The 25,515-nt window shown below is 29.8% G+C and carries 24 protein-coding genes; 10 read left to right on the top strand and 14 right to left on the bottom strand.

The features are described 5' to 3' along the window. Positions 1-6: 6 nt before the first annotated feature. The 4 genes from FDT66_RS08810 to FDT66_RS08795 all read right to left on the bottom strand — a co-directional run bounded on the left by FDT66_RS08810 (position 7) and on the right by FDT66_RS08795 (position 3,102). Positions 7-636, bottom strand: coding sequence for an ExbD/TolR family protein (locus tag FDT66_RS08810; protein WP_138535808.1), 630 nt, complete (start codon positions 634-636; stop codon positions 7-9). 4 nt (positions 637-640) lie between these two features. Continuing rightward, positions 641-1,102 (bottom strand): hypothetical protein, encoded by a 462-nt coding sequence (locus FDT66_RS08805; RefSeq protein ID WP_138535807.1) that lies wholly within the window; start codon positions 1,100-1,102, stop codon positions 641-643. A gap of 11 nt (positions 1,103-1,113) precedes the next feature. Next, the gene (locus tag FDT66_RS08800; protein WP_138535806.1) at positions 1,114-1,839 is read right to left on the bottom strand and encodes a MotA/TolQ/ExbB proton channel family protein; all 726 of its coding nucleotides are present in this window, start codon (positions 1,837-1,839) and stop codon (positions 1,114-1,116) included. 225 nt (positions 1,840-2,064) lie between these two features. Continuing rightward, a complete protein-coding gene (locus FDT66_RS08795) occupies positions 2,065-3,102 on the bottom strand; it encodes an asparaginase (RefSeq protein WP_138535962.1) in 1,038 nt (345 codons plus the stop codon). 147 nt (positions 3,103-3,249) lie between these two features. Between FDT66_RS08795 and FDT66_RS08790 the strand changes: the two genes are divergently transcribed. The 5 genes from FDT66_RS08790 (at position 3,250) to FDT66_RS08770 (ending at position 9,216) form a co-directional block, all read left to right on the top strand. After that, entirely contained in the window at positions 3,250-3,948 is a 699-nt protein-coding gene (locus FDT66_RS08790) for a zinc metallopeptidase (protein WP_138535805.1), read from the top strand. 266 nt (positions 3,949-4,214) lie between these two features. Continuing rightward, the gene (locus FDT66_RS08785; protein ID WP_138535804.1) at positions 4,215-6,590 is read left to right on the top strand and encodes a TonB-dependent receptor domain-containing protein; all 2,376 of its coding nucleotides are present in this window, start codon (positions 4,215-4,217) and stop codon (positions 6,588-6,590) included. A gap of 3 nt (positions 6,591-6,593) precedes the next feature. After that, on the top strand, positions 6,594-7,601 hold the full coding sequence (locus FDT66_RS08780; RefSeq protein ID WP_138535803.1) for a sensor histidine kinase: 1,008 nt from the start codon (positions 6,594-6,596) through the stop codon (positions 7,599-7,601). Between the two features lie 72 nt (positions 7,602-7,673). After that, complete coding sequence (locus FDT66_RS08775) at positions 7,674-8,438, top strand: LytR/AlgR family response regulator transcription factor (protein WP_138535802.1); 765 nt, start codon at positions 7,674-7,676, stop codon at positions 8,436-8,438. A gap of 40 nt (positions 8,439-8,478) precedes the next feature. After that, positions 8,479-9,216 carry a hypothetical protein gene (locus tag FDT66_RS08770; RefSeq protein ID WP_138535801.1) on the top strand — a complete coding sequence of 246 codons (738 nt, stop codon included), beginning with the start codon at positions 8,479-8,481 and terminating at the stop codon, positions 9,214-9,216. A gap of 323 nt (positions 9,217-9,539) precedes the next feature. Here FDT66_RS08770 and lepA read toward each other — a convergent pair whose 3' ends face one another. The 3 genes from lepA to FDT66_RS08755 all read right to left on the bottom strand — a co-directional run bounded on the left by lepA (position 9,540) and on the right by FDT66_RS08755 (position 12,833). Beyond that, positions 9,540-11,336: a translation elongation factor 4 gene (gene lepA / locus FDT66_RS08765; protein ID WP_138535800.1), complete on the bottom strand. Its 1,797-nt coding sequence runs from the start codon at positions 11,334-11,336 to the stop codon at positions 9,540-9,542. Positions 11,337-11,445: 109 nt separating this feature from the next. Beyond that, a complete protein-coding gene (locus tag FDT66_RS08760) occupies positions 11,446-11,721 on the bottom strand; it encodes an EF-hand domain-containing protein (protein WP_138535799.1) in 276 nt (91 codons plus the stop codon). Between the two features lie 14 nt (positions 11,722-11,735). After that, positions 11,736-12,833: a TolB family protein gene (locus FDT66_RS08755; RefSeq protein ID WP_138535798.1), complete on the bottom strand. Its 1,098-nt coding sequence runs from the start codon at positions 12,831-12,833 to the stop codon at positions 11,736-11,738. Between the two features lie 44 nt (positions 12,834-12,877). Between FDT66_RS08755 and FDT66_RS08750 the strand changes: the two genes are divergently transcribed. From FDT66_RS08750 to dusB, 5 genes are all read left to right on the top strand, one after another. Continuing rightward, positions 12,878-14,101 (top strand): M28 family peptidase, encoded by a 1,224-nt coding sequence (locus FDT66_RS08750; protein ID WP_138535797.1) that lies wholly within the window; start codon positions 12,878-12,880, stop codon positions 14,099-14,101. Positions 14,102-14,106: 5 nt separating this feature from the next. Next, complete coding sequence (locus FDT66_RS08745; protein WP_138535796.1) at positions 14,107-14,490, top strand: DUF4345 domain-containing protein; 384 nt, start codon at positions 14,107-14,109, stop codon at positions 14,488-14,490. Positions 14,491-14,600: 110 nt separating this feature from the next. Then, positions 14,601-16,493, top strand: a complete 1,893-nt coding sequence (locus FDT66_RS08740; RefSeq protein ID WP_138535795.1) for a sensor histidine kinase — start codon at positions 14,601-14,603, stop codon at positions 16,491-16,493. 2 nt (positions 16,494-16,495) lie between these two features. Continuing rightward, positions 16,496-17,257, top strand: coding sequence for a LytR/AlgR family response regulator transcription factor (locus tag FDT66_RS08735; RefSeq protein WP_138535794.1), 762 nt, complete (start codon positions 16,496-16,498; stop codon positions 17,255-17,257). 72 nt (positions 17,258-17,329) lie between these two features. After that, complete coding sequence (dusB, locus tag FDT66_RS08730; RefSeq protein ID WP_138535793.1) at positions 17,330-18,331, top strand: tRNA dihydrouridine synthase DusB; 1,002 nt, start codon at positions 17,330-17,332, stop codon at positions 18,329-18,331. 30 nt (positions 18,332-18,361) lie between these two features. Here dusB and FDT66_RS08725 read toward each other — a convergent pair whose 3' ends face one another. The 7 genes from FDT66_RS08725 to kbl all read right to left on the bottom strand — a co-directional run bounded on the left by FDT66_RS08725 (position 18,362) and on the right by kbl (position 25,511). Next, a complete protein-coding gene (locus tag FDT66_RS08725; protein WP_138535792.1) occupies positions 18,362-19,018 on the bottom strand; it encodes a hypothetical protein in 657 nt (218 codons plus the stop codon). 17 nt (positions 19,019-19,035) lie between these two features. Beyond that, positions 19,036-20,268, bottom strand: coding sequence for an ABC transporter permease (locus FDT66_RS08720; protein WP_138535791.1), 1,233 nt, complete (start codon positions 20,266-20,268; stop codon positions 19,036-19,038). A gap of 9 nt (positions 20,269-20,277) precedes the next feature. Continuing rightward, a complete protein-coding gene (gene rbfA, locus FDT66_RS08715) occupies positions 20,278-20,673 on the bottom strand; it encodes a 30S ribosome-binding factor RbfA (protein WP_138535790.1) in 396 nt (131 codons plus the stop codon). A 107-nt stretch (positions 20,674-20,780) separates the two neighbouring features. Continuing rightward, positions 20,781-21,074 (bottom strand): FoF1 ATP synthase subunit delta/epsilon, encoded by a 294-nt coding sequence (locus FDT66_RS08710; protein WP_138535789.1) that lies wholly within the window; start codon positions 21,072-21,074, stop codon positions 20,781-20,783. 75 nt (positions 21,075-21,149) lie between these two features. Next, on the bottom strand, positions 21,150-22,661 hold the full coding sequence (atpD, locus tag FDT66_RS08705) for a F0F1 ATP synthase subunit beta (protein WP_138535788.1): 1,512 nt from the start codon (positions 22,659-22,661) through the stop codon (positions 21,150-21,152). 176 nt (positions 22,662-22,837) lie between these two features. Beyond that, a complete protein-coding gene (locus tag FDT66_RS08700) occupies positions 22,838-24,199 on the bottom strand; it encodes an OmpA family protein (RefSeq protein WP_138535787.1) in 1,362 nt (453 codons plus the stop codon). A gap of 118 nt (positions 24,200-24,317) precedes the next feature. Further along, on the bottom strand, positions 24,318-25,511 hold the full coding sequence (gene kbl, locus FDT66_RS08695; RefSeq protein WP_138535786.1) for a glycine C-acetyltransferase: 1,194 nt from the start codon (positions 25,509-25,511) through the stop codon (positions 24,318-24,320). Positions 25,512-25,515: the final 4 nt, after the last annotated feature.

Below are 25,515 nucleotides of genomic sequence, written 5' to 3'. Positions count from 1 at the left end.
TTTTAATTAATTACCAGAAGATGTTGGTTCTGCATCAGAAATAATTTGAGGATATGCTGTTTTTATATCTTCAACTTTTCTTTTCAAAGCTTCATTTTCTCTATCGCTTTTGTATGCTTCTTCTAATTCATCAAAAGATATGCCATAACGTTCTGTAGATAATCTATTTCTAAGTTCAGTATATGCTCTTAACAATTCATTTTGAACTTTTAAATAAACACCATACTCAGTTCCTCTATCACTTAAAACAGATATAATTGCCTTGTTTGGGTGATCTGAAGATTCTGAACTTTTTTCACCTTTACAATAAGTACAAGGTCCTGTAGCTACACCGTTTTCAACTTTTCCTTCACCTCCACCATTATCTATAAAAGCTTTTGCAGCTTCTTTTAGATCTTTAATTTCCATTCTTTCACCTTCAACTTGAAGCTCATTTCTAAAGTTTAAATTTACTTCAAAAATATTTCGCTCCTTTACAATAGGTGGTACGTAATCTGGTGGTGGTTTTTCTGATAACTTTTTAGAAATACCAGAATCTACATTCATTGTGGTAGTTACTAAAAAGAAAATTAATAGCAAGAAGGCAATATCTGCCATAGAACCTGCATTAATTTCTGGATTCTCTCTTCTTGCCATAATTTTATGATTTTATTAATCCTTTTACTAAATCGTATACGAAAAATAGCGATGCTATTGCTCCTAATATTATGCTGTATATGATACCTGTTCCAACCCATTTATTGGTTGTTGAGCCTTCTTCTCCACCAGGTAAAACTTCACCTTGTGTGTCTAAAACTGCTTGCGTATCTGACATAAAGTAAGCTACAATTAAAACCACTCCTAATACTCCAATACCTAATAAGGTTTTTTTAAGGTTTTGAGGGTTTCTTATTAAATTCCACAAAGACAATACGATTGCTATAACTACTGCTGCGTAAAACAAAATTGTAGAAAAATAAATAATTGGGCTTATTACTTTATTTTGCAAGTCACCATCAACTTTTAGAGTATCTACATCTTCCATAAATATTCTTATGAAAAGAAATGCTCCAATAATGGCGATGACTGCAATTAAAATATTTAAAATTTTATTGCTTTTCATCTGGTCTTTTTTTATTTTTTATATTTTACTAATAAATCTATCAATTGGATAGATGCATCTTCCATATTGTTTACAATACTATCAATTTTAGAAACGATGTAATTATAAAAAATCTGTAAAATAATAGCAACAATTAAACCAAATACAGTTGTTAATAAGGCAATTTTAATACCACCTGCTACTACCGCTGGAGAAATATCGTTTGCTACAGCAATTCTATCAAATGCATCAATCATACCAATTACAGTTCCCATGAACCCAAGCATTGGTGCTAATGCAATAAATAAAGATAACCAAGAAACGTTTTTCTCTAAAAGTCCCATTTGAACTCCACCATAAGAAACTACTGCTTTTTCAGCTGCTTCAACACCTTCATCTACTCTATCTAAACCTTGGTAAAAGATAGATGCTACTGGACCTTTTGAGTTTCTACAAACTTCTTTTGCAGCTTCTACACCACCAGAACTTAAAGCATCATCTACATTTGCTACTAATTTCTTAGTATTTGTAGTTGCCATGTTTAAATAAATAATTCTTTCAATTGCAATTGCTAAACCTAAAATTAAAGCTACCAATACAATTCCCATAAATTGTGGGTCACCTTCAATAAAACGTAATTTTAATTCTTGGTGAAAAGTTCTGTTTTCTTCAGTTGCTGCTTCTTGAGCGAAAGTTGATTGAATAGCTCCAAAAAACATTAATCCTGTTACAGATAGGACATTTACTACTTTTTTCATCTTTGTTATAATTAATTTTTAATAGTTAACGGGTTAAAGATATAAATTTTCGTTTCAAATAAACAAATGTTTGTAACTTTAACTTCTTTTTTAGTCAAAATCTTCTCTTTTTCTCTAAGAGAATGCCAAGTAACAAAAAATTGTTGAGCCTTTAAAAAAAAATTTAATCTATTTATGTAAAAATACTGTTTTTTATGTTCAAATTTATTTTATTTTCAAAAAAATTTATTTGCTTGTGATTTCTCCTCGTAAAGATTTTTCAAAATAATACTTAAATTCTTTTGTTGATAATTTTTCACTTAATAAGTACATTAACTTAGCAATTGCAGATTCTGTTGTGATATCTCCACCACTAATAACACCAATTTCTTTTAACGAAACACTTGTGTCATAATGACCTAAAATTACGCTTCCTCCTGCACATTGCGTAACATTTACTATTTTTATTTCTTTTAAAACTGCTGTTTTTAATAATTCTAAAAACCAATTTTCATTGGGTGCGTTTCCAGAGCCATAGGTTTCTAAAATGACTCCTTTTAAATTTTTAATATTTAATATACTTTCCACAATTTCTTTGGTAATACCTGGAAATAATTTTAAAATAACAACATCTGTTACTAAATTTTTTCGAACAACTAAACTTTCTAAGCTCTTAGTTGGTGTTTTAATTAAGTGCTCATTAAAGTTTAAATGTACTCCACTTTCCGCCAAAGGAGGGTAATTCATGGAAGTAAATGCTTCAAATTGTTCTGCACTAATTTTTGTGGTTCTGTTGGCTCTGTACAATTTGTATTCAAAATACAAACAAACTTCAGTAATTACAGGAGTATTATTTTTTCTTGCGGATGCAATTTCTATAGATGTAATTAAGTTTTCTTTTGCATCCGTTCTTAAATCGCCAATTGGCAATTGAGAACCTGTAAATATGATTGGTTTTTGTGAATTTTCAAACATAAAACTTACTGCAGATGCTATATAAGACATGGTATCTGAGCCTGTAAGAATTACAAAACCATCAAATTTTAAATAGTTGTCTTCAATAATTTCCACAATATCTACATAATATTGTGTATTCATGTTTGAAGAATCTATAGGTTTTTCAAAAGAAATACTTTTAATATTACATGCTAATTGTTGTAATTCTGGAATTTTTTCTACAATTTGACTGAAGTCAAATGCTTTTAAAGCATTCGTTTTATAATCTTTAATCATACCAATAGTTCCACCAGTATAAACAATAAGTATGTTTGGTTTACTTGTCATTTTGTCATTAATTTCTAAAAAATCTATTAAATTTTCATTTTTTCTTCTGACAATCATTAAATTTTGAGTTCAAAAAATAAAATGGAATACTTTATGTTGTAAATTTATCAAACAAAAATGACATAAAAATTTAAAACAATATATATTATGACAGGATTTTATATTTTAATTGGTGTAATCTCTTTGGTGAGTTGGCTAGTTAGTAATCAATTAAAGAGTAAATTTAAAAAATACTCTCAAGTTCAGTTAAGAAATGGAATGTCTGGTGCTGAAATTGCAGAAAAAATGTTAGCTGATAACGGAATTTTTGATGTGAAAGTAATTTCTACTCCTGGTAGGTTAACAGACCATTATAATCCGAAAGATAAAACCGTAAATTTAAGTGAAGCTGTTTACAACCAAAGAAATGCAGCAGCTGCAGCTGTTGCAGCGCATGAAGTTGGACATGCTGTACAACATGCTAAAGCGTATAGCTATTTAACCATGCGTTCTCAATTAGTACCTATAGTTAGTGTTACTTCTAAATTTTCGCAATGGTTGGTAATTGGTGGTTTAATTTTAGGAGCTGCTTCAGGTGGTTCTGGTATTGGTTTTTACATAGCTATTGTTGGTTTGGTTTTTATGGGATTTGCAACACTTTTTAGTTTTGTTACATTACCTGTAGAATACGATGCAAGTAACAGAGCCTTAGCTTGGTTAAAAGACAAAAATATGGTAACAAGAGAAGAATTTGCTGGCTCTAAAGATGCACTTAAATGGGCAGCAAGAACTTATTTAGTTGCAGCTTTGGGTTCTTTAGCAATGCTTTTATATTGGGGATTACAAGTTTTAGGAGGAAGAGACTAATGTCGCAGACATTTTTTGCATCTTACTCATGCTCTTAAAAACTTGAGTGAATTTATATAAAAAATTAAAAATAAACTTATTTAAAATGCTTCGATTTTTTCGAAGCATTTTTTTGTAGGAAACCTTTTCGTCTTTATAAGCGTCTTTGTTTTATAGAAAAGGAATATCCATTCAACCGAAAATTCACCCAATTCGTCAGATTTCTATTTATTCCTTGTAACAAAACAAGCACTTTTACAGTGTCTTATAAAATAAATCAACCCAAAATGAAAACTTTTACAACTACACTTTTTTTATTATTCTTCGGGATTTTTACAACAATTGCTCAATACACCATATCAGGTAAAATTGTTGATACACAAAACAATACACTACCATTTGCAAACATAATTTTATATAAAACTGGAAATGAAGCAAACCCGAAAGGAACCGTTTCGAACGACGATGGAAGCTATAAGTTCGAAAACATTGCTTCTGGGAAATATAAAATTGAAATTTCTATGCTAGGTTTTGAAACTCAAAAAATTAAGGAATTTGAGTTGACTTCTAATAAAATCTTCAACATAACTTTAAAAGAAGAATCGCAAACTTTAAATGAAGTTGTTATTAAAAGTAAGCGACCTGTAATTAAACAAACTGCAGAAAAATTAATTGTAGATTTAGAAAAGTCGGAAATGATTAACACAAATCTGCAAGATGTTATGCGTAAAATTCCAGGTGTTTTAGTTACTAACAATGGAATTTCAATTGCTGGAAAAGGTGGAGTTACCATTCTTATTAACGGAAAAACAACAGAATATATGGATGTTGATACCTTATTAAGAGATTTTCCTGCGGATAATATTGCTAAAATTGAATTGGTAGAACAACCTGGGGCAGAATATCAAGCTTCTGGTTCTGGGGCAGTTGTAAATATTATTTTAAAGAAAAATGTACGTTTAGGAACTCATGGTAGTGTAAATTCTTGGATTGGAGAAGATGAAGGTTTTGAATGGGGTTCTGGAGTTTCTATTGCTAGCTACAAAAACAAATTAAATTGGCAAGCTGGCGTAAATTATTCACAACCAACTTGGAGAGACGATTTGTTTTTAGTAAGAACTGTTGGTTCTGAAACTTACGACCAAGTAACTAGAGAACCTTATGATCCAGATAATTTTACCATCAATGGAAGTTTAGACTACTATATAAATGAAAATCATTCTATAGGAATTGGAGGGCGTTATAATAATAGAAAATCTACAAGAACTGTAAGTAGTGAAACCATTATATCTGATGCAAATAATAGAAACACTTTATTTTCTGAAAATTATTTTGATAGAGATCGTGCAAACTTCAATATAAACCCATATTACGAGTATAAAACGGATACAGATAAATTAGTTATAGACTTTAATTATGTAGATTTTACAAACGATAACACAAATACTTTATACGATATTGCTGGAAGTACCGTAAATTTTACTGACAGAAAATACATACAAGATGGAACATACTCTATAAAAACATATAGAGCAGATTATACAAAAACCTTTTCCGACAATTTTAAAATAAGTGCAGGAACTCGTTTTGCTGATGTAACAACAGACAACGATTTACAAACTTTTGAAGAAAACATGAATAATGGGTTTGATAAAAATGATGAAGCAAGTAGCCGTTTTGTAATTGATGAAACCATTTTCGCCTTATATTCTAAAGTAAATGCAAACTTTGGTAAATGGTCTTTTTCTGGTGGTTTACGCTATGAAGATAGTAATACAGATGGAACATCTACCTTTTTAAAAAATGGAACACCAACTACTGAAGTTCAAAAAAGGCCTATTAAAAAAGTATTTCCAAGTGCATCAATAAGCAGAAAAATTACAGATGTTTTAGGCGCAAGTGTGTCTTATAGTTACAGAATTCAAAGACCATCTTACAATAGTTTAAACTCTTTTCAACAGTTTTTAGATCCTTTTTCTGCTGGCGAAGGAAACCCAAATTTAACACCTGCTTATACTAATAATTACCAATTCAATTTAACCTACGAAGGTCAACCTTTTTTTACTGTTGGCTACAGTAAAACAGAGGATGTTATTTTTCAACTCATAAAACAAGACAATGCAACTGCACAAATTCGTCAGCAAAACGTAAACGTAGAAAACAATGAAAATTGGAATTTTCGATTATTTGCTCCCGTAAATTTTGCAAAAGGTTTAGAAGGTTATACAGGAATTATCGTAACAAATACAGATTTTCAATCATCTACTTACGATATTGATTTAAATAAATGGAACTTAATTTGGTTTATACAAGCCAGCTATCAATTACCTTGGGATGTTAATTTTGAACTAAGTGGAAATTACGGAACAGGAGCTTTAGAAGGTCAAATTGAAGTAGATTGGTTGGCAGAATTAGATTTTTCTTTCGGAAAGAAGTTTTTAGATGATAAATTAAAAGTAAATTTAGGCTTCAATAAAATGCTAAATAGAGGTTTTGTTGGAAATATTGATTATGGAAATGGAACTGCACAAGTAGAAAGTAATGGTTCTAGACAAAATATTCAGTTGCGTTTGGTGTATAGTTTTGGTTCTCAATTTGGGAAGAAAAAATCAAAAAGAAGTAGAAATAATGATGAAGAAAATAGAATTAATGACGGTAATTAATTTATGAATACAAAATTAAATAAATCTGATTGGATAATTTTAGCCATTGTTTTTGGAACCACTATAATTTTAGGTTGTTTCGATTATTATAGAGAAGGCAATAAACTCATAGAGTATTTGGTAGATTTTCCTACAAGTACACTTTTATCAATTATTGTTATCCTTATTTTTATTCAAAAAATTGTACCTGCTTTTTTAGTTGATAAAAAAAATTATGTACTTTTTTTTATTACTAGCTTACTGCTTTTAACAATTTCAGGAACATTAGATAATATTGTAGGCAGGTATAGTGCTGGTGGTAGTTTAAGTACCGTAAAAAATGTACTTTCTTACATAAATGATGGCTTATACAATGCTGTTGACATGGTGGGTTTGCCTTTAGGTATTTTGTTGATTAAGAAGTTTTATGAAGGTCAGCAAGAATTAATCACCATCCAAAAACAACAAAAAGAAAACGAATTAAAATTGTTACGCTCTCAAATAGACCCGCATTTTTTATTCAATAATTTAAATACGTTAGACGCTTTAATTGATAGCAATCCAACAAAAGCAAAAGAATATATTAATCGTTTGTCTTTAATATACAGATATTTAATTCAGACGAAAGACGCTGAAGTGATGGAACTTTCCAAAGAAATAAATTTTGCTGAAAATTATATTTTTCTGATAAAAACCAGGTTTGGTAACGATTACGAATTTACTATTGAAGAAAACACGTCTATTAAAGATAAATTTATTCCAACTGGTGCAATACAAGCTTTGTTAGAAAACGTTGTAAAACATAATAAATCTGATGGAAAAATTTCTATAAAAACAACCATTTTAATTAATGATGGTTGGTTGATAATTACAAATTCTAAATCTGATGTTGTTTCCAAACCAGCATCTTTTGGCACGGGTTTAGCCAATTTAAAAGCACGTTATAAATTGCTTTCAAATGAACAAATTCAAATACACAATATGAATAAAAAGTTTGAAATTTTTATTCCTATTATAACTTTAAGTGAATAAAAGTGTCAGGTCGAGCGCAGTTGAGACCTAAATTAACCTCTCGAATTTGCTCGAGGAAACAAAGTTAAAAATATGAATATTTTAATTTTAGAAGATGAAATTCCTGCATATCAAAAACTAACAAAATGTTTAGGTAATTTTTTTGATATAAAAATTACACATGATTGGGCAAGAACAATTATTGATGGAGAAAACTTACTAAAAGAAAATATGTACGATTTTATTTTGTCTGACATTCAGCTTTTAGACGGACTTTCTTTTGATTTGTTTGATAAAATAAAAATTGAAGCTCCAATAATTTTCTGTTCTGCACATGATGAATATTTATTTAAAGCTTTTAACACAAACGGAATTGCCTATATTTTAAAACCTTATTCACAAGATGACTTTGATAAAGCAATTAATAAATACGAATCGCTCTTTAAAAAGGGAGATTATAACTCATTAGACTCAAATACAATAGATGCTTTAAAAATAGCTTTACAACAAGAAAACACCACTTATAAAAAACGATTTGTCATTAAAAAAGCATCAGGAATTCAATTATTAAATGCCACAGAGATTGCCTTAATTACTGCTTCTGGAGATTTTTGTTTGGTGATTGATCATCTTGGAAAACGACATACCATTTCTCAAAATTTGGGAAGTATATATCAGCAATTGAATCCGAAAAAATTCTTTAAAATTAATAGAAGTGAAATTGTAAATATCGATTTTATTGATAAAATAGAAAGTCATTTTAAAAACCGATTATTAATTTCTATTAAAAATCACCAAGAAAAAGTAATGACGAGTTCTGCTACTACTTCAGATTTTAGGAAGTGGTTGGAGAGTTGATAGAAGATTTTGTATATTTCAACCTATAGAATATTAGGCTATGTTTTGGAAAAAGAAAAATAAATCTCCAATTACAATTGAAGATGAAGAATGGTTGAATAGTGATTTAGGTTGGCTAAAAGATGTTTTAAGTGAACCTCATTTTTTAGAGATAAAAACAGTTACCCCAACAAAAGAATTTTATAATATAGAATTTACTGGTATTGAAAAAGATGCACAATTTGTTCTAAACAGAACAAAAGAATTAATGTGTGTTAAAAACGATAAAATAAAACTTGAATTCTTTGATGATAGTCCAGTTCAAATGGATGATGGTTCTATTTTAACAACTCCTGCTGATATAAATGGGAGTTGGGAAAGTGCTGCAGGACTTTATGAAAAAAAAGAAAATAATACTACTATTTATATTGAAAGACAGCAATTAAAAAATCCTATATCTTTAATAGCAACAGTTGCTCACGAATTATCTCATGTTATTTTACTTGGCAAAAAAATTATTGAAGAAAATGATGAGTATTTAACTGATTTAATGGCAATAACTTATGGTTTTGGAATCTTTTTAGGAAACTCAAGGTTTTCCTTTTCTCAATTTAGTAAAGGTGCAATGTTGGGTTGGCAATCAAGTTCTCAAGGTTATCTACCAGAACAGATAATTGCTTTTTCTATGGCTTGGCTATCTATAAAAAGAAATGAAAACACTGATTACAAACAATTTTTAAATAAAACTATGTTGAAGTATTTCAATCAAAGTTATAAATATTTATCCTCTGATAATTAAGAGTGTTTTGTAATTCCTGCGAAGGCAGGAATCCATAATAAGTAATTACAAAAACAATCAGTTTTAATAATTTATTGCCACTTTTAAATAATTATAGTTAGTTTAGTTTGGCTACTATAGATTCCTGCCTTCGCAGGAATGACAAAGAAGTTAGCAAACAAGTTTAGCCCAGATTGAAACGACATCCTTTTTTCTTTTTCAGAAAAAAGATATAGTGGAAAGCTGGAAATAGCTTCAAATAAAAAACCTTCTTGATTGGTCAAAAAGGTTCTGTCTTGTATTTTGGTTCTAAAAATCTAAACGTCTAAAATCCAATTATCTAATTAGTCATTCAACTTTAAAACAGCCATAAATGCTTCTTGCGGAATTTCTACATTACCAACTTGACGCATTCTTTTCTTTCCTTTTTTCTGCTTTTCTAACAATTTACGTTTTCTGGAAATATCACCACCATAACATTTTGCAGTAACATCTTTACGTAAGGCTTTTGTTGTTTCACGTGCAATAATTTTTGCACCAATTGCTGCCTGAATAGGAATATCAAACTGTTGTCTTGGTATTAATTGTTTTAATTTTTCTACAATTTTTTTACCTATCGTATACGCATTATCTGCATGTAATAAAGCTGAAAGTGCATCTACAGGAGAACCATTTAATAAAATATCTACTCTTACTAGTTTAGATTCACGCATACCTATTGGAGAGTAATCAAAAGAAGCATATCCTTTTGATACGGTTTTTAAACGGTCGTAAAAATCGAATACAATTTCTGCCAAAGGCATATCAAAACTTAACTCTACTCTTTCTGTTGTTAGGTAAGTTTGGTTGGTAATTTCACCTCTTTTTTCGATACACAAACTCATTACTTGCCCAACAAAATCGGACTTTGTAATAATACTTGCTTTGATAAAAGGCTCCTCAACTCTGTCTAATTTTGATGGATCAGGTAAATCTGAAGGATTGTTTAACATTACAATGTCTTCTGGATTTTTCTTTGTAAAAGCGTGGTAAGAAACGTTTGGTACAGTAGTAATTACTGTCATATTAAATTCGCGCTCCAAACGTTCTTGAATGATTTCCATGTGTAACATTCCTAAAAAACCACATCTAAAACCAAAGCCTAAAGCTGCTGAACTTTCTGGTTGAAATACCAAAGATGCATCGTTTAATTGCAATTTTTCCATAGAATAACGCAACTCTTCGTAATCTTCTGTATCTACAGGATAAATTCCTGCGAAAACCATTGGTTTTACGTCTTCAAAACCTTCAATAATTTCTTGTGTTGGGTTTGCGAAATCTGTAATTGTATCTCCTACTTTTACTTCTTTAGCGGTTTTAATTCCTGTTATTAAATAACCAACATCACCTGTTTTTACAGATTTTTTTACAACTTGAGTAAGTTTTAATGTACCTACTTCATCTGCAAAATAATTTTTACCTGTGGCAACGAATTTTATTTCTTGTCCTTTTTTTATTTCTCCATTAAAAACTCTAAAGTAGGTTTCAATTCCTCTGTAAGAATTGTACACAGAATCAAAAATTAAAGCTTGTAAAGGTGCATCTGGATTTCCTTTTGGAGCTGGAATTCTATTAATAATTGCTTCTAAAATATTATCAACACCAAAACCTGTTTTTCCACTTGCGTGAATTACTTCTTCTGGATCACAACCTAACAAATCTACAATATCATCAGTTACTTCTTCCGGATTTGCGCTTGGTAAATCTACTTTATTTAATACTGGAATAATTTCTAAATCGTTTTCTAAAGCTAAATAAAGGTTAGATATTGTTTGTGCTTGAATACTTTGTGCAGCATCTACAATTAACAAAGCACCTTCACAAGCTGCAATAGATCTAGATACTTCGTAAGAAAAATCTACGTGACCTGGAGTGTCAATTAAATTCAATATATATGGCTCTCCATTATGAATATAATCCATTTGAATTGCATGCGATTTTATGGTAATTCCACGTTCACGCTCTAAATCCATAGAATCTAATAACTGCTCCTTCTTTTCACGAGAAGTTACAGAGCCTGTAAAATCTAACAATCTATCTGCTAATGTACTTTTACCATGATCTATATGTGCGATAATGCAAAAGTTTCTTATGTTCTTCATACTTCGTTTTCTAACTACGTTCAACACGCAAAGATATGCTATTTACAAACCTTCTCAAATAAAAAAAATACAATGAAATTCATTGTATTTTTTTTGTGTTTTTTAAAAGTTATACATCTCTTTCTAATTCGGCAATGGCAACTTTAAATTCTTCTTTATTAATAGCATCGTCTCCAGATTTATCATATCCTTTAATCATTTCACCTGCTACTAAACCTCTAATTAAGCCACCAACACCAGCTTCTTTTAACAGAGCCTTAACTTCGTCTCTATTTAATTTACCATCTTGATCTTTATCAAAAAAAGTAAAAGCTTCGTCAGAATTTTTAAATTTTTCTGTCATTAAAGTATGTATGTCTTGTAATATTTTTTCTTTCGGTCCCATTTTTTAAAATTGAATTAATCTTGCCATTCTGCAATAAACAAGTTGGTATCTCTACCACCTCCATTATTTCTATTAGAAGAAAAAATTAGTTTTTTACCATCATTAGAAAATACTGGAAATGCATCAAAAGTTTCTCCATGCGTTACTCTTTCCAAATTTTTACCATCTATATCTATCATATATAAATTAAAAGGAAATCCTCTTTCAGCTTCAAAATTAGAAGAAAATAATATTTTTTTCCCTGAAGGATGAAAGAACGGACTCCAATTTGCATTTCCTAAATCTGTTAATTGTCTTAAGTCAGATCCATCTGCATTACAAATATAAAGCTCCATTTCTGTAGGTTCTACCAAACCTTCTGCCAACAAATCTTTATAAGCTTTTATTTCTCCTGGTGTTTTTGGTCTTGAAGAACGGAAAATGATTTTTGTTCCATCAGGAGAGAAAAATGCCCCTCCATCATAACCTAATTCGTCTGTAATTTGTTTTACATCAGAGCCATCAATATTCATAGTGTATAATTCTAAATCGCCACTTCTGGTAGATGTAAATACAATTTTATCGCCTTTTGGAGATACTGTTGGTTCTGCATCATACCCCTTTTCATTCGTTAATTGCTTTACGATGTTTCCTTCTAAATCTGCTACAAAAATGTCGAAACTATCATACACTGGCCAAATGTATTTTCCGTTTTTACGCAAAGGAACTTCAGGGCAGTTTTCATCTACTAAATGCGTAGATGCATAAATAATGTGTTTGTTATCTGGCAAAAAATAAGCACAAGTTGTTCGTCCTTTTCCTGTAGAAATCATTGGAGGCATTTTGCCTTTAAATGTTTCATCAGCATTCATTAAAAACATCTGGTCGCAGTTTACGCCCCATTGTTTGTAATTAGATTGAAACACTAATTGTTTGTCATCAAAACTCCAATAAGCTTCTGCATTATCGCCACCAAACGTAATTTGTTTAATGCTTTTAAAATGCACTTCTTCTTTATAAATTAAAGGATCATTGGCAATAACTCTTTCTACTGATTTTGTTTCTGTGGCTTTCTTTTCATTTTTACATGAAACCACTAATAATGCAAATACAATTAGGTAAACAACTCTCATTTTCTGTTTTATTAATTAACTTTGCAAAAATAATATTTATCGTCATGAGAAACATTTTATTTCTAATATTTTTATGCTTTTTAATTTCTTGTCAACCAGAAATTAATCAAAAAAACCGAATTAAGGAAGATGTAACTTTTTTAGCTTCTGATGCATTGGAAGGTAGACAAACAGGAACTGAAGGCGAAAAAAAAGCTGCTAAATATATTGCTGAACGTTTTAATGAGTTAAACTTACAACCAAAAGGAACACAAGAATATTTACAACCTTTTACGTTTAAACCAAAAACGAATCCTCATGAGGAAGTAAAATTTGATGTAAATGGAGATGGAACCATTACAGGTAATAATGTGATTGGTTATATTGATAACAAAGCTGAAAACACCATAATTATTGGCGCTCATTACGATCATTTAGGTTTTGGTGGTGAAGGCTCTTTGTATAGAGATTCTATAAAAGCTATTCATAATGGTGCAGATGATAATGCTTCTGGAATTGCAATTTTACTAAATTTAGCTGCAAAATTAAAAAAGAAAAACACCAACAATAATTATTTATTTATGGGGTTTTCTGGTGAAGAAATGGGCCTTTTGGGTTCTAATTATTTTGTAAAAAATCCTACAATCAATACCAAAAAAGTATCTTATATGATTAATATGGACATGGTTGGTCGTTTAAAAAAAGATAGTGCTTTGGCTGTTTACGGAACAGGAACTTCGCCAATTTTTAAGCAAGTTTTAAAATCTTATAACAATAATTTTAAATTAATTCAACAAGAATCTGGTGTTGGCCCAAGTGATCACACAAGTTTTTATTTGGCAGATATTCCTGTATTGCATTTTTTTACAGGTCAGCATGAAGATTACCACAAACCTGGAGACGATTCCGAAAAACTGAACTATGATGGCATGTATTTAATTGCTGATTACATTTTTAACATTATTACAGATTTAGACAATAATGGGAAACTAGCTTTTAGAAAAACCAAGAACGAAAGTGAAAATTCTCCTCGTTTTAAAGTTGGCTTAGGTGTAATACCAGATTATATGTTCGATGGAAAAGGAATGAGAATAGATGGAATTTCTGAAGACAAGCCCGCACAAAAAGCAGGTTTACAAAAAGGAGATATTGTAATTAAATTAGGTGATAGTACTGTTACAAATATGGTGAGCTATATGCGCGCTTTATCTGTTTTTGAAAAAGGAAATACCACTAAGGTGATTGTGAAAAGAGGTGATACTGAGGTTGAAAAGGAAATTAATTTTTAGAATTAATGTTTAAAACGAAACAAGATTTTATCCATAAAATACATTTAATTATTTCTGTATGTATTGTAATTCCTGTTTCTTTTGTATATGGATTTAATCCTTCTTCGCAATTCGATATTCAGTTACAAACTGTAGATGAGCATAATTTTTTTAAAGCAATTATGGGTTTGTACCTTGGTTTTTCTGCACTTTGGGTTTTAGGTATCTTTAAAAATAAGTATTTGAAGATTGCCTTAATTACTAACCTCATATTTATGTTAGGATTAGGTTTTGGAAGAGTCATCAGTTTCTTTTTAGATGGAACTCCAACTTTTGGTTATCAATTTGGCACTTTTGCTGAAATGTTTCTTGGGTTTTATGGATTTTGGGTTTTGAGAAATCTAAAATAATTCTCTTTTTTGCAGTTCACCTTTTAATATTCGCAGTTTACAAAAAACTTATTTTATAAATTTTTTAATGATTGTTTTTTTGTGATGTAAATCATTTAAATTTATCCGTCATGAAAAAAATCATCTTACTTGTTCTCATTTTAATTGCCATTGGTTTTCTTGTTACTTCTAAAACTTCAGAAAAAAAAGCAAAAAATCCAAATTGGGAATATGTTAAAAACAAATTATTTGATGGTAAAACTGCTACTTTTAAAAAACTGAAAGGACCTATTTTAGTAGATCTTAGAAATGCTTCCAAAACTGATAGTTTGCTTATTGCAGAAATTATTGATGAAATTAGAGATATTTTACCGCATAAAGAAGTTGATTTTTTAGAGAGCTATACAGGTAAAAGTTACAGTCAGTTTTTTCGTAATTATTCTTATGATGATGTTTATAATGGCTACACTTTTGAAGACATTATAAGGTCTTTAATAATATTCGAATTTCAAAAAGGGAAAATTCAACCTTCTTCAGATCAAGAAATCATTAGAACATATGATGATTATGGAATTACCAATAGATCATATAAAACTATTAGAAGAAATATTAATAGAACTCACAAGGCATTTATTTGGTTAGAAGCAGACGTTTTTAATACTCAATTAAAAAAAGATATTTTAAAAGGAGAGCTTTTTAGAAGTCTTTGTTTAGTAAATGATAATAATCCTGAAGAAAAACCATCTGTTTTTGACAAAACAAGTTTAACAATTACTACAAAAATCACAGAAAAAGATATTTTTTTAATTCGTAAATTATATGAACCTGATTTTTTAAATCAATTTGAAAACTATTTAAAAAGTTCTTATTCTTGGTTTTATAGGATTTCTTTTTTAAACAAAAACTTAGCTGAAACCATTTCAATTTTTACAATTTTGTTAATTGCAGTGATTGTCTTTTTTTTATTATTTTCTTTATTCAAAAACAAAAAATGTAAGTTTTCTTTCTTCAATTATTTTTTGCCTATTTTATTTATTTGGTTATACCTTTTTGCACTTTCCTCTTTATATTATTATTTAAGTTCATACATAGAAAACTTATCAAAATCTTACAATGGTTATTGGTTTGTTTATATTCGATTTCTAACTGCTGCATCTATAACATCAATAACATTATTTACTTTAGAAAAGTTATTTTTAAGAAAGCAAGTACTTTTTACTTTTGATTTAATTGCCAAAGTAATCTTCACTTTTATTGCATTTTGTACACCAAGAATTATAGAAACTCTTATATCAAGTAATACTTTTATTGGTAATTACTTTTTTTCTTTAGAGTTTTATTTGTTCTTAAGTATAGCAATAGGAAGAGGTTTGCTAATTTATTTAAATCATTTTTCAGCATCTTTAGTCAAAGAAAAAAATATTGAATTAAGTAGGTTGAAAGAAGTAAATGCACAGGCAGAAACTAAATTATTACAAGCACAAATAAACCCACATTTTTTATATAATTCTTTAAATTCTATTGCGAGTTTAGCGCCAATTGATGCTGCAAAAACTCAAAAAATGGCACATTCTTTATCAGATTTATTTAAATACTCTATCAACAGAAAAAATGAAAATTTTGCTACAATTAAAGATGAAATTGAAATGATAAAAACCTATTTAGAAATAGAAAAAATACGTTTTGGAGAGGATTTGCAATTTACAATTCATGTTGATGAATCTCTTGAAAATTATAAAATTCCGTTGTTTTTAATTCAGCCTTTGGTAGAAAATGCTGTAAAACATGGTATTTCTAAAAATGTTGAAGAAGGGAAAATTGACATCAACATAGAAAATAGAAATAACAATATTCTTATTTCTGTAAATGATAATGGTCCAAATTTTCCAGAAGGTTTAATTAGCGGACATGGTTTGCAAACCGTTTACGATTTGTTACGCTTAAATTACAAAAACAAAGCTTCTTTAAATTTTACAAATGAGCCACAAAAAACAATAACTATTAGCATTCCTAAAACTGTATAAATATGAGTAAATTATTTACTACGCTTATTATAGATGATGAAGCTCCTGCAAGGGAAGGTTTGCAAAATTTACTACATCAATTTCCTAAAACATTTGCCATTTTAGATACTGCAAAAAACGGAATTGAAGCTAAAGAAAAAATAAACTCCTTAAAACCAGACCTTATTTTTTTAGATATAGAAATGCCAGGTTTTACAGGTTTTGAATTAATAAAGCAATTAGAAACCATACCAATTATTGTTTTCTGCACTGCTTATGACCAATACTCTTTAGCAGCTTTCGAAACCAATAGTATTGATTATTTGGTGAAACCTGTAAAATTAGAACGCATTGAAAAAACTATAAAAAAATTAAAATCTTTTGAAAAAAATATTTCTTCAGACCAAATTTTAAAGGTTTTACATGAAATTGAACGTAAAAAAGAGGTCAAAAAAATGACGACAATTACCGTTAAAAAAGAAGATAAAATCATTTTTATAAAATTAGAAGAAGTCGCATTCTTTGAATCTGACTCTAATTATGTAAACATTCATTCCCTTTCTGGCAATTATTTAAGTTCTGAAACTATTACCAATTTAGAAACAAAATTACCTAATAATTTTATTCGAATTCATAGAGGAATTATTATAAATAAAGATTTTGTAAACGATATTCAGAAATATTTTAACAGCAGATTTATCATCACTTTAAACGATAAAAAAGCAACAAGTATTACATCTGGTAGAAGTTATAATGAAAGTATAAAAAGCTGGATGAATTTATAATTTCGCATATCAAAATAAGAGTTTAAGTGTTTGATAAAAAAGCAGTAATTTTGCAAAAAAATAAATTCAGTTTTGGTAAAAATAGACAATATAGAACTTCCTGACTTTCCATTATTACTAGCTCCAATGGAAGACGTTTCAGATCCACCTTTTAGGGCTTTGTGCAAAGAAAATGGTGCTGATGTTGTGTATACCGAATTTATTTCTTCTGAAGGTTTAATACGTGATGCTGCAAAAAGTGTTATAAAGTTAGATATCTATGAAAAAGAACGTCCTGTTGGCATTCAAATTTTTGGTGCAAATTTAGATTCAATGCTAAAAACCATTGAAATTGTTGAAAAATCGAATCCAGATATTATTGACATTAACTTTGGTTGTCCTGTAAAAAAAGTAGTTTCTAAAGGTGCAGGAGCAGGAATATTAAAAGATATCGATTTAATGGTTTCGCTTACAGAAGCCATGGTTAAACACACAAATTTACCTATTACTGTAAAAACGCGTTTGGGGTGGGATCATGATTCTATAAGAATTGTTGAAGTTGCAGAACGTTTACAAGATGTTGGTTGTAAAGCCATTTCTATACATGGTAGAACACGTGCACAAATGTATAAAGGCGATGCAGACTGGAAACCAATTGCTGCAGTTAAAAATAACCAAAGAATGCACATTCCTGTTTTTGGAAATGGTGATGTTACAACACCAGAAAGAGCTATGGAAATGCGCGATAAATATGGTTTAGATGGCGCTATGATTGGTAGAGCCTCTATTGGGTATCCTTGGTTTTTTAATGAAGTAAAACACTTTTTTGAAACTGGAGAACACTTAGCAAAACCAACCATTGCAGAAAGAACTAAAGTTGCAAGAAGGCATTTGCAAATGGCTATTGATTGGAAAGGAGAACGTTTAGGCGTTGTAGAAACCAGAAGACATTACACCAATTATTTTAAAGGAATACCTCATTTTAAAGAATACAGAACTAAAATGGTAACTTCTGATGATCCAAAAGATGTTTTTAATGCCTTTGATGAAGTAGAAGCAAAGTTTGGAAATACAATTATTCCTGAGATTGGATAGGTCTGGATATCTTAAAAAATTATAAATATTTTAAATTTCAATAGAATTTACGGCTTTAATTACGTCATCTACATAATAGTCAAAATAAAACTTATCTGTTTGATATCTTAATTTAATAACTCTATCTTCAGTAAAAAGAAACACATCTAAATGCATTGTGTTAAAAAAATTAGATGTAGTTTCATATTTAAAGTAAAATATTTTACCTAATTTTTTATGATTTTCTTTTACTAGTTTATAACTAAAATTTTTCTCATAGCGTTTCTTTTGCATTAAAACGTAATTATCAATTACATCTGAAATACTTTCATTTTGTTTTTTCAAAACGCTATGTATATCAAAATAATTGTTCCAATAATTTCCAAGTTTCTTCTTGCTTGTATTGTTATTCTTTATAATTTTTCTTTTTTGACTTTCTGAATTGTCTATTTTATAAAAATTTAGGTTTCTATGATTATATGACCCTAATGGAGAATATGCTATAAAACCGTGCTTATCACTATATGTATTCCAGTTTTTAGGTGTAGTAATTTTAAAATGTTGATGAAAAGTATTGGCTTCTTCTTGAGTAATTATCCTATTCTCTAATTTTGAATCTAATTTACTATTGTTTTGAGGTATATTTTTCTTACTACAAGAAGAAAAAAATAGCAATCCAAATATAATTATAACAAGTGTTTTTTTCATTACATTTTTTTATGACATCATATTTTATCAATAAACTCTTCAGATATTCTACTACTTGCAATTTTTGCAGCAATAAAACCTAAAACAGTTATAGTAATAAACACAATTAAAAGATTTGTAAATCTGAATTCTACTGGATAAGCCAAGTTTGGAACAATCATAAAAAGCTCGAACTTCTTTTGTAAAAACACCAAAATAATAGCCAAAAACAAACCTATACACATACCGAAAAAGGTGAGTAAAAACCCTTGTAATACAAATATTTTTTTAATTTCTTTAATAGAAGCTCCTAAATTAAATAGGGTTTTTAGGTTTTGTTTTTTATCTATAATCATCATAATTATGGCACCAATTACATTAAATAATGCTATGATAACTATTAATGTAAAAATTAAATAGGACACAAAATTTTCCGTATTTATTACTTTATAAAAAACTTCATTTAATTGTTCTTTGGTTTGAACTTTATAGCCTGTACCTAATTCTTTTTGTAAATCTTCAGCTACATTATCTGATTCATTTAAATTATTTAGCTTTATTTCTATTGCTGTAATTTCATTTTCATGAAACTTTAATAGCTCTTTAGCTTCATGAATATCCACAAAAACAAATTTACCTTCAAAATCTTCAGTTCCTGAATAAATACCAACTATTTGAGTTTCTAATTTATAAAATGGAGCTCTTGGGTTTATAAATCCTGTACCTGGTTTTGGAACATTTATAGTTAAAGGTTCTCCGTAGTTTAGAGTTCCTAAAGTAAGTTTATTAGAAATACCTCTTCCAATTACTGCAGTATTTTTAAAATCTCTTTGAAGCCAAGTTCCTTGACTTAATGAAGAATCTATTTGCGTTATTTTGTTATAGTTTTCATCAACTCCTTTTATATAGGCAATTTCACTTTTATCATTATATTCTAAAAAAACACGTTCTTCTATAACTTTTGATGTTGTTGCTATAGATGTATTATTGATTAAAATATTTTGAATATTATCATCAAACAAAAAAGACTTTCCTTTAACAGTTGTTATTTTAATATCTGGATCTGAAACATCTAACATATTATAGCTAAACGTTCTTAATCCAGAGAAGCCAGAAAGTATAATAAAGAGTGCAAAAGAACCAACTATAACACCAAAAGATGCTATTATTGTAATAATATTTATAGCATTATTACTAGTTTTAGTAAATAAATATCTTTTCGCTATATATAAAGGGAAGGTTAAAGATTTTGACTGCTCTTTATGGAACATTTTTAAAGTTTAGATTTTTTTACGTTTTGGTAAAACATCCGGATTTTTTATAGGATTTTCATCTTGTCCGTTTAACGATTTATCAATTTTTTCAATATAATCTAAAGTATCGTCACCAAAAAATAATAATTCTGGCATTCTTCTAAGTTGATTTTTTGTGCGTTTTGCCATTTCATGACGAATTAAAGGTGTGTTTGATTGTACTCCTTCAATTATTTCGTCTCTTTTTTCTGACGGAAAAATACTTAAGTATACTTTTGCTACTCCTAAATCTGAAGTTACATGTACTTTAGAAACAGAAATAATTACTCCTTTCATACCATCTTGTGCTGCCTTTTGTAGCACATCTACTAAATCTTTTTGTAAAACACCTGCGATTTTACGTTGTCTGTTTGTTTCTTCCATAATGCAAATTTACAATATTTTAAAGAGTTTAATTATTGATTATACAAAAACAAAAATCTCAAAGTATGTACATACTTTGAGATTTTTATAATTATTTATTTTTATAGTTAATCTGCTAAAATAATCGCTTTGTTGTCATTTAATTCTAAAGTACCAGAATTTATTGCTAAAGTGAGTATTTTATCATCATCAGTATGTTGTTCTAATTTACCATGTAAATCATCTAACTCTAAATGTGTTTGAGAATGTACATGAATTTTAATTATACCTTCTTTTAGAACAGATACAATGGGTGCGTGATTATCTAACATTTGAAATGCTCCATTTACACCAGGAACTGATACAGCATCAATTTCTGATGAAAATAAAATCGCCTCTGGCGTCACAATTTCTAAAAACATATTTATTTAGTTTGCAGTTCGCAGTTTACAGTTTGCAGTCATTATAGACTTTTCTCTGAATACTGCTAACTATTTTTAAGCTTCCGCTAACATTTTTTCACCAGCATCAATTGCATCTTGAATTGATCCTCTTAAATTAAAAGCTGCTTCTGGATATTTATCTAGTTCACCATTCATAATCATATTAAATCCTTTAATAGTGTCTTTAATATCTACTAAAACTCCTGGTATACCAGTAAATTGTTCTGCTACGTGGAATGGTTGAGATAAGAAACGTTGTACACGTCTTGCTCTACTAACTACCAATTTATCTTCTTCAGATAATTCTTCCATACCTAAAATCGCAATGATATCTTGTAATTCTTTGTAACGTTGTAACAACTCTTTTACATTTGTAGCACAATTATAGTGCTCTTCACCTAAAATATCTGCTGACAAAATTCTTGAAGTAGAATCTAATGGATCTACTGCAGGATAAATACCTAACTCTGCAATTTTACGAGATAATACTGTTGTAGCATCTAAATGCGCAAATGTTGTTGCTGGTGCTGGATCTGTTAAATCATCTGCTGGTACGTATACTGCTTGAACTGATGTAATAGAGCCTTTTTTGGTTGATGTAATACGTTCTTGCATAGCTCCCATTTCTGTTGCTAAAGTAGGTTGATAACCTACCGCAGAAGGCATACGTCCTAATAATGCAGAAACCTCAGAACCTGCCTGTGTAAAACGGAAGATATTATCTACGAAGAAAAGTACATCTTTTCCTTGACCATCTCCAGCTCCGTCTCTAAAATATTCTGCAATTGTTAAACCAGAAAGTGCAACTCTTGCACGTGCTCCAGGTGGCTCATTCATTTGTCCGAAAACAAATGTAGCTTTAGAATCTCTCATTCCTGGTTTATCAACTTTTGATAAATCCCATCCTCCTTCTTCCATAGAGTGCATGAAATCATCACCATATTTTATAATTCCAGATTCTAACATTTCACGAAGTAAATCATTTCCTTCACGAGTTCTTTCACCAACTCCTGCAAAAACTGATAAACCACCATGACCTTTTGCAATGTTGTTAATTAACTCTTGAATTAATACTGTTTTACCTACACCTGCTCCACCAAATAATCCAATTTTACCTCCTTTTGCATAAGGCTCAATTAAATCAATTACTTTAATTCCTGTAAATAAAACTTCTGTAGAAACAGATAAGTCTTCAAATTTAGGTGCTGATCTGTGAATTGGTAAACCATTTTCGTTTTCTTTGTTTAAATTTCCTAAACCGTCAATAGCATCACCAGTTACATTAAATAAACGACCATAAATATCGTTTCCTATTGGCATTTGGATAGGACTTCCAGTAGCAATTACTTCTGCTCCTCTTTTTAATCCGTCAGTTGCGTCCATAGATATGGTTCTAACTGTATCTTCTCCAATATGTTGTTGTACTTCTAAAACTAAAATAGAACCATCCGCTTTTTTTATTTCTAACGAATCATAAATTTTAGGAAGTTCAGTGTTTTCTGTATTGAATTCAACATCAATTACTGGCCCAATAATTTGAGAAACTTTTCCTGTTGTTGTAGACATTCTGTATCTAATTATAATTATTATTTATGTTTTGAGATTTAACATCTCATTTTCAGGATGCAAAGGTAATTCTTTTGAATGTAATTAAAAAAATTTTTTATTACTAAAAAATATAATTTAAAATAAAAAAGCCTCACCAATATTGGTGAGGCTTTTCATAAAATTTATTAAAAGAATTATTTCTTGTTAGTAACTTTAACAACAACTCTTCTGTTTTGAGCTCTTCCTTCTCTGGTTTTGTTAGTTGCAACTGGCTCACCTTCTCCGTAACCAATAGCTTCTAATCTTGTTGTATTAACTCCTTGTTTTACTAAGTAGTCTCTTACAGCAATAGCTCTTTTTTCTGATAATCTTAAGTTTAATGGTGCAGAACCTGAACTATCTGTGTGACCTTCAATCACAAATGTAGCTTTAGGATTGTTATTCATTACCTCTACTATATCATTTAATTTATCAGTAACACCTGGCTTGAAAGAAGCTTTACCTGTGTTGAATAAAATTGCTTTTGCATATTCACCCATAACAGCTTCATCATCTTCGTTTATAACTGACTCAGGACAACCATTGTTTGATGCTGGTCCAGCTTCGTTAACACACTTGTCATCTTTATCTAAAACTCCATCACCGTCAGTATCTGGCCAAGGGCAACCTGAATTAGAAACAGGACCTGCTACGTTTGGACATTTGTCATTCTTATCAACAACACCATCTCCGTCTGAATCTGGACAACCTTTGTTAGCTTTTGTTCCTTTTTCGTTAGGACACATATCATCTTTATCAGCTACTCCATCTCCGTCTGAATCTGGACAACCATTCATTGCTGCTAAACCAGCAGTATTTGGACAAGCATCATCAGAATCTTTGATTCCATCACCATCAGCATCAGGACAACCATTAAATTCTTTTAAACCTGCAACTTCTGGACAAGCGTCTTCTTTGTCATATACGCCATCACCATCAGTATCTTTCCCTCCAAACTTAATTACTAAACCTAAAGTAGTTTGGTAGTGAGCTCTTACTTCATCAGCAAAACCTTTTTTAGTTCCGGTTTGGAAGTTTAAACCTAAGTTATCGTTAAACCAAGTATTGAAACCAAAACCTGCGTTAATCATTCCTTCTCCGCTAGAATCAACTGCAGTATAACCACCACCTAAATATACATAAGGGTCAAACCAACCAGTTTCTCCAACTAAATTATTAACATCATACTTTACGATTGCGTCTACAGCCCAGTATAAAAAGTCAGAATCGTTTTCCGCAACTACAGTTTCAATCTTATTTATAGATCCTGCTAATTGTAGAGAAAATCCTTTATTTAGGTATTTATCTGCAGAAATTCTAGAAATAGATGGCAATACATTCCAATCTCTATTTCCAAGTAAATCTTTAATCTGCTCACTAAAGTCGCTAGTGTTATAAAAATCTACATTATTCATTCCAAAACCTACTACCCATGGGTTGTTTTCGTCTTGTGCATTTACGTTGCTAACTGTTACCAACGTAAATAAAGCTATCACAGCTAATTTTAATCGTTTCATTATCAAATTTTTAAATTAAAAGTTCGTTATTTTATTCGCAAAAGTAAGTTGTTAAAACTTATCTACAAAGACAAATCTACAAAATCTTCATAAAAAAGACAACTTTTTTTAAGTATGGTTAAATTACACCCAACTCTTTTCCAATCTTTTTGAATGCATTAATTGCTTTATCTAAATGTTCTTTTGTGTGCGCTGCAGATAACTGTACTCTTATTCTTGCTTTTTCTTTAGGAACCACAGGAAAAAAGAATCCAATAACATAAATGCCTTCTTCTAAAAGTTTGTTTGCCATGGTTTGAGACAGTTTTGCATCGTACAACATTACTGGAACAATGGCTGCATCTGCACCTACTAAATCAAAACCTGCTTTTTCCATTTCTGTTCTAAAATAATTGGTGTTCCATTCTAATTGGTCTCTTAATGAAGTGTCATTGCTAATTAAATCAAAAACTTTTAAGGCACCTCCAACTAAAGCTGGTGCTAATGAGTTAGAAAATAAATAAGGTCTTGAGCGTTGACGAAGTATTTCTATCACTTCTTTTTTACCAGTTGTATAGCCACCCATTGCTCCTCCAAGTGCTTTTCCTAAAGTTCCTGTTACAATATCTACTCTGTCCATTACGTTTTTTAATTCTACAGTTCCTCTACCTGTTTTACCTATAAAACCTGTTGCATGACATTCGTCTACCATCACTAAAGCATCGTATTTATCTGCCAAATCGCAAATTTCATCTAGTTTGGCTACAATACCATCCATAGAAAAAACTCCATCAGTAACTATAATTTTAAAACGATGATTTTGTTTGTTTGCTTCAATTAACTGTTCTTCTAGAGATTGCATATCGTTATTATTGTAACGATAGCGTGCTGCTTTACACAAACGTACTCCATCTATAATGGATGCATGATTTAAACTATCAGAAATAATAGCATCGTCTTTTGTTAAAAGCGGTTCAAAAACGCCACCATTGGCATCAAAAGCTGCTGCATAGAGAATAGTATCGTCTGTGGTATAAAAATCTGCAATCTTTTTTTCTAATTGTTTATGAATATCTTGAGTTCCGCAAATAAAACGAACTGAAGACATTCCAAAACCATGAGAATCCATAGTGTCTTTTGCAGCTTGAATTACCTCTGAATTGTTAGACAATCCTAAATAATTATTGGCACAAAAGTTAATCACTTCTTCTCCTGTAGAAATTTTTATCACTGCATCTTGTGAAGATGTTATGATTCTTTCTGATTTGTATAAACCTGCTTCTTTTATTTCTTGTAGCTCTTTATTTAAAGTATCTTTAATTTTTCCGTACATTTTT

The sequence above is a fragment of the Polaribacter aestuariivivens genome, from assembly GCF_005885675.1.
Lineage (GTDB): Bacteria > Bacteroidota > Bacteroidia > Flavobacteriales > Flavobacteriaceae > Polaribacter > Polaribacter aestuariivivens.
Note: the sequence above shows the minus strand (reverse complement) of the source record. Positions and strands in the feature narration are given on the sequence as shown.

Coding starts and splice junctions, on each gene's coding strand:
- FDT66_RS08750 (WP_138535797.1), top strand. CDS start 12,878: ATGAGAAACATTTTATTTCTAATATTTTTATGCTTTTTAATTTCTTGT.
- rbfA (WP_138535790.1), bottom strand. CDS start 20,673: ATGGAAGAAACAAACAGACAACGTAAAATCGCAGGTGTTTTACAAAAA.
- FDT66_RS08740 (WP_138535795.1), top strand. CDS start 14,601: ATGAAAAAAATCATCTTACTTGTTCTCATTTTAATTGCCATTGGTTTT.
- FDT66_RS08735 (WP_138535794.1), top strand. CDS start 16,496: ATGAGTAAATTATTTACTACGCTTATTATAGATGATGAAGCTCCTGCA.
- FDT66_RS08800 (WP_138535806.1), bottom strand. CDS start 1,839: ATGAAAAAAGTAGTAAATGTCCTATCTGTAACAGGATTAATGTTTTTT.
- FDT66_RS08810 (WP_138535808.1), bottom strand. CDS start 636: ATGGCAAGAAGAGAGAATCCAGAAATTAATGCAGGTTCTATGGCAGAT.
- FDT66_RS08760 (WP_138535799.1), bottom strand. CDS start 11,721: ATGGGACCGAAAGAAAAAATATTACAAGACATACATACTTTAATGACA.
- atpD (WP_138535788.1), bottom strand. CDS start 22,661: ATGTCTACAACAACAGGAAAAGTTTCTCAAATTATTGGGCCAGTAATT.
- FDT66_RS08770 (WP_138535801.1), top strand. CDS start 8,479: ATGTTTTGGAAAAAGAAAAATAAATCTCCAATTACAATTGAAGATGAA.
- FDT66_RS08725 (WP_138535792.1), bottom strand. CDS start 19,018: ATGAAAAAAACACTTGTTATAATTATATTTGGATTGCTATTTTTTTCT.
- FDT66_RS08710 (WP_138535789.1), bottom strand. CDS start 21,074: ATGTTTTTAGAAATTGTGACGCCAGAGGCGATTTTATTTTCATCAGAA.
- kbl (WP_138535786.1), bottom strand. CDS start 25,511: ATGTACGGAAAAATTAAAGATACTTTAAATAAAGAGCTACAAGAAATA.
- FDT66_RS08805 (WP_138535807.1), bottom strand. CDS start 1,102: ATGAAAAGCAATAAAATTTTAAATATTTTAATTGCAGTCATCGCCATT.
- lepA (WP_138535800.1), bottom strand. CDS start 11,336: ATGAAGAACATAAGAAACTTTTGCATTATCGCACATATAGATCATGGT.
- FDT66_RS08785 (WP_138535804.1), top strand. CDS start 4,215: ATGAAAACTTTTACAACTACACTTTTTTTATTATTCTTCGGGATTTTT.
- FDT66_RS08795 (WP_138535962.1), bottom strand. CDS start 3,102: ATGACAAGTAAACCAAACATACTTATTGTTTATACTGGTGGAACTATT.
- FDT66_RS08700 (WP_138535787.1), bottom strand. CDS start 24,199: ATGAAACGATTAAAATTAGCTGTGATAGCTTTATTTACGTTGGTAACA.
- FDT66_RS08745 (WP_138535796.1), top strand. CDS start 14,107: ATGTTTAAAACGAAACAAGATTTTATCCATAAAATACATTTAATTATT.
- FDT66_RS08790 (WP_138535805.1), top strand. CDS start 3,250: ATGACAGGATTTTATATTTTAATTGGTGTAATCTCTTTGGTGAGTTGG.
- FDT66_RS08720 (WP_138535791.1), bottom strand. CDS start 20,268: ATGTTCCATAAAGAGCAGTCAAAATCTTTAACCTTCCCTTTATATATA.
- FDT66_RS08755 (WP_138535798.1), bottom strand. CDS start 12,833: ATGAGAGTTGTTTACCTAATTGTATTTGCATTATTAGTGGTTTCATGT.
- FDT66_RS08775 (WP_138535802.1), top strand. CDS start 7,674: ATGAATATTTTAATTTTAGAAGATGAAATTCCTGCATATCAAAAACTA.
- FDT66_RS08780 (WP_138535803.1), top strand. CDS start 6,594: ATGAATACAAAATTAAATAAATCTGATTGGATAATTTTAGCCATTGTT.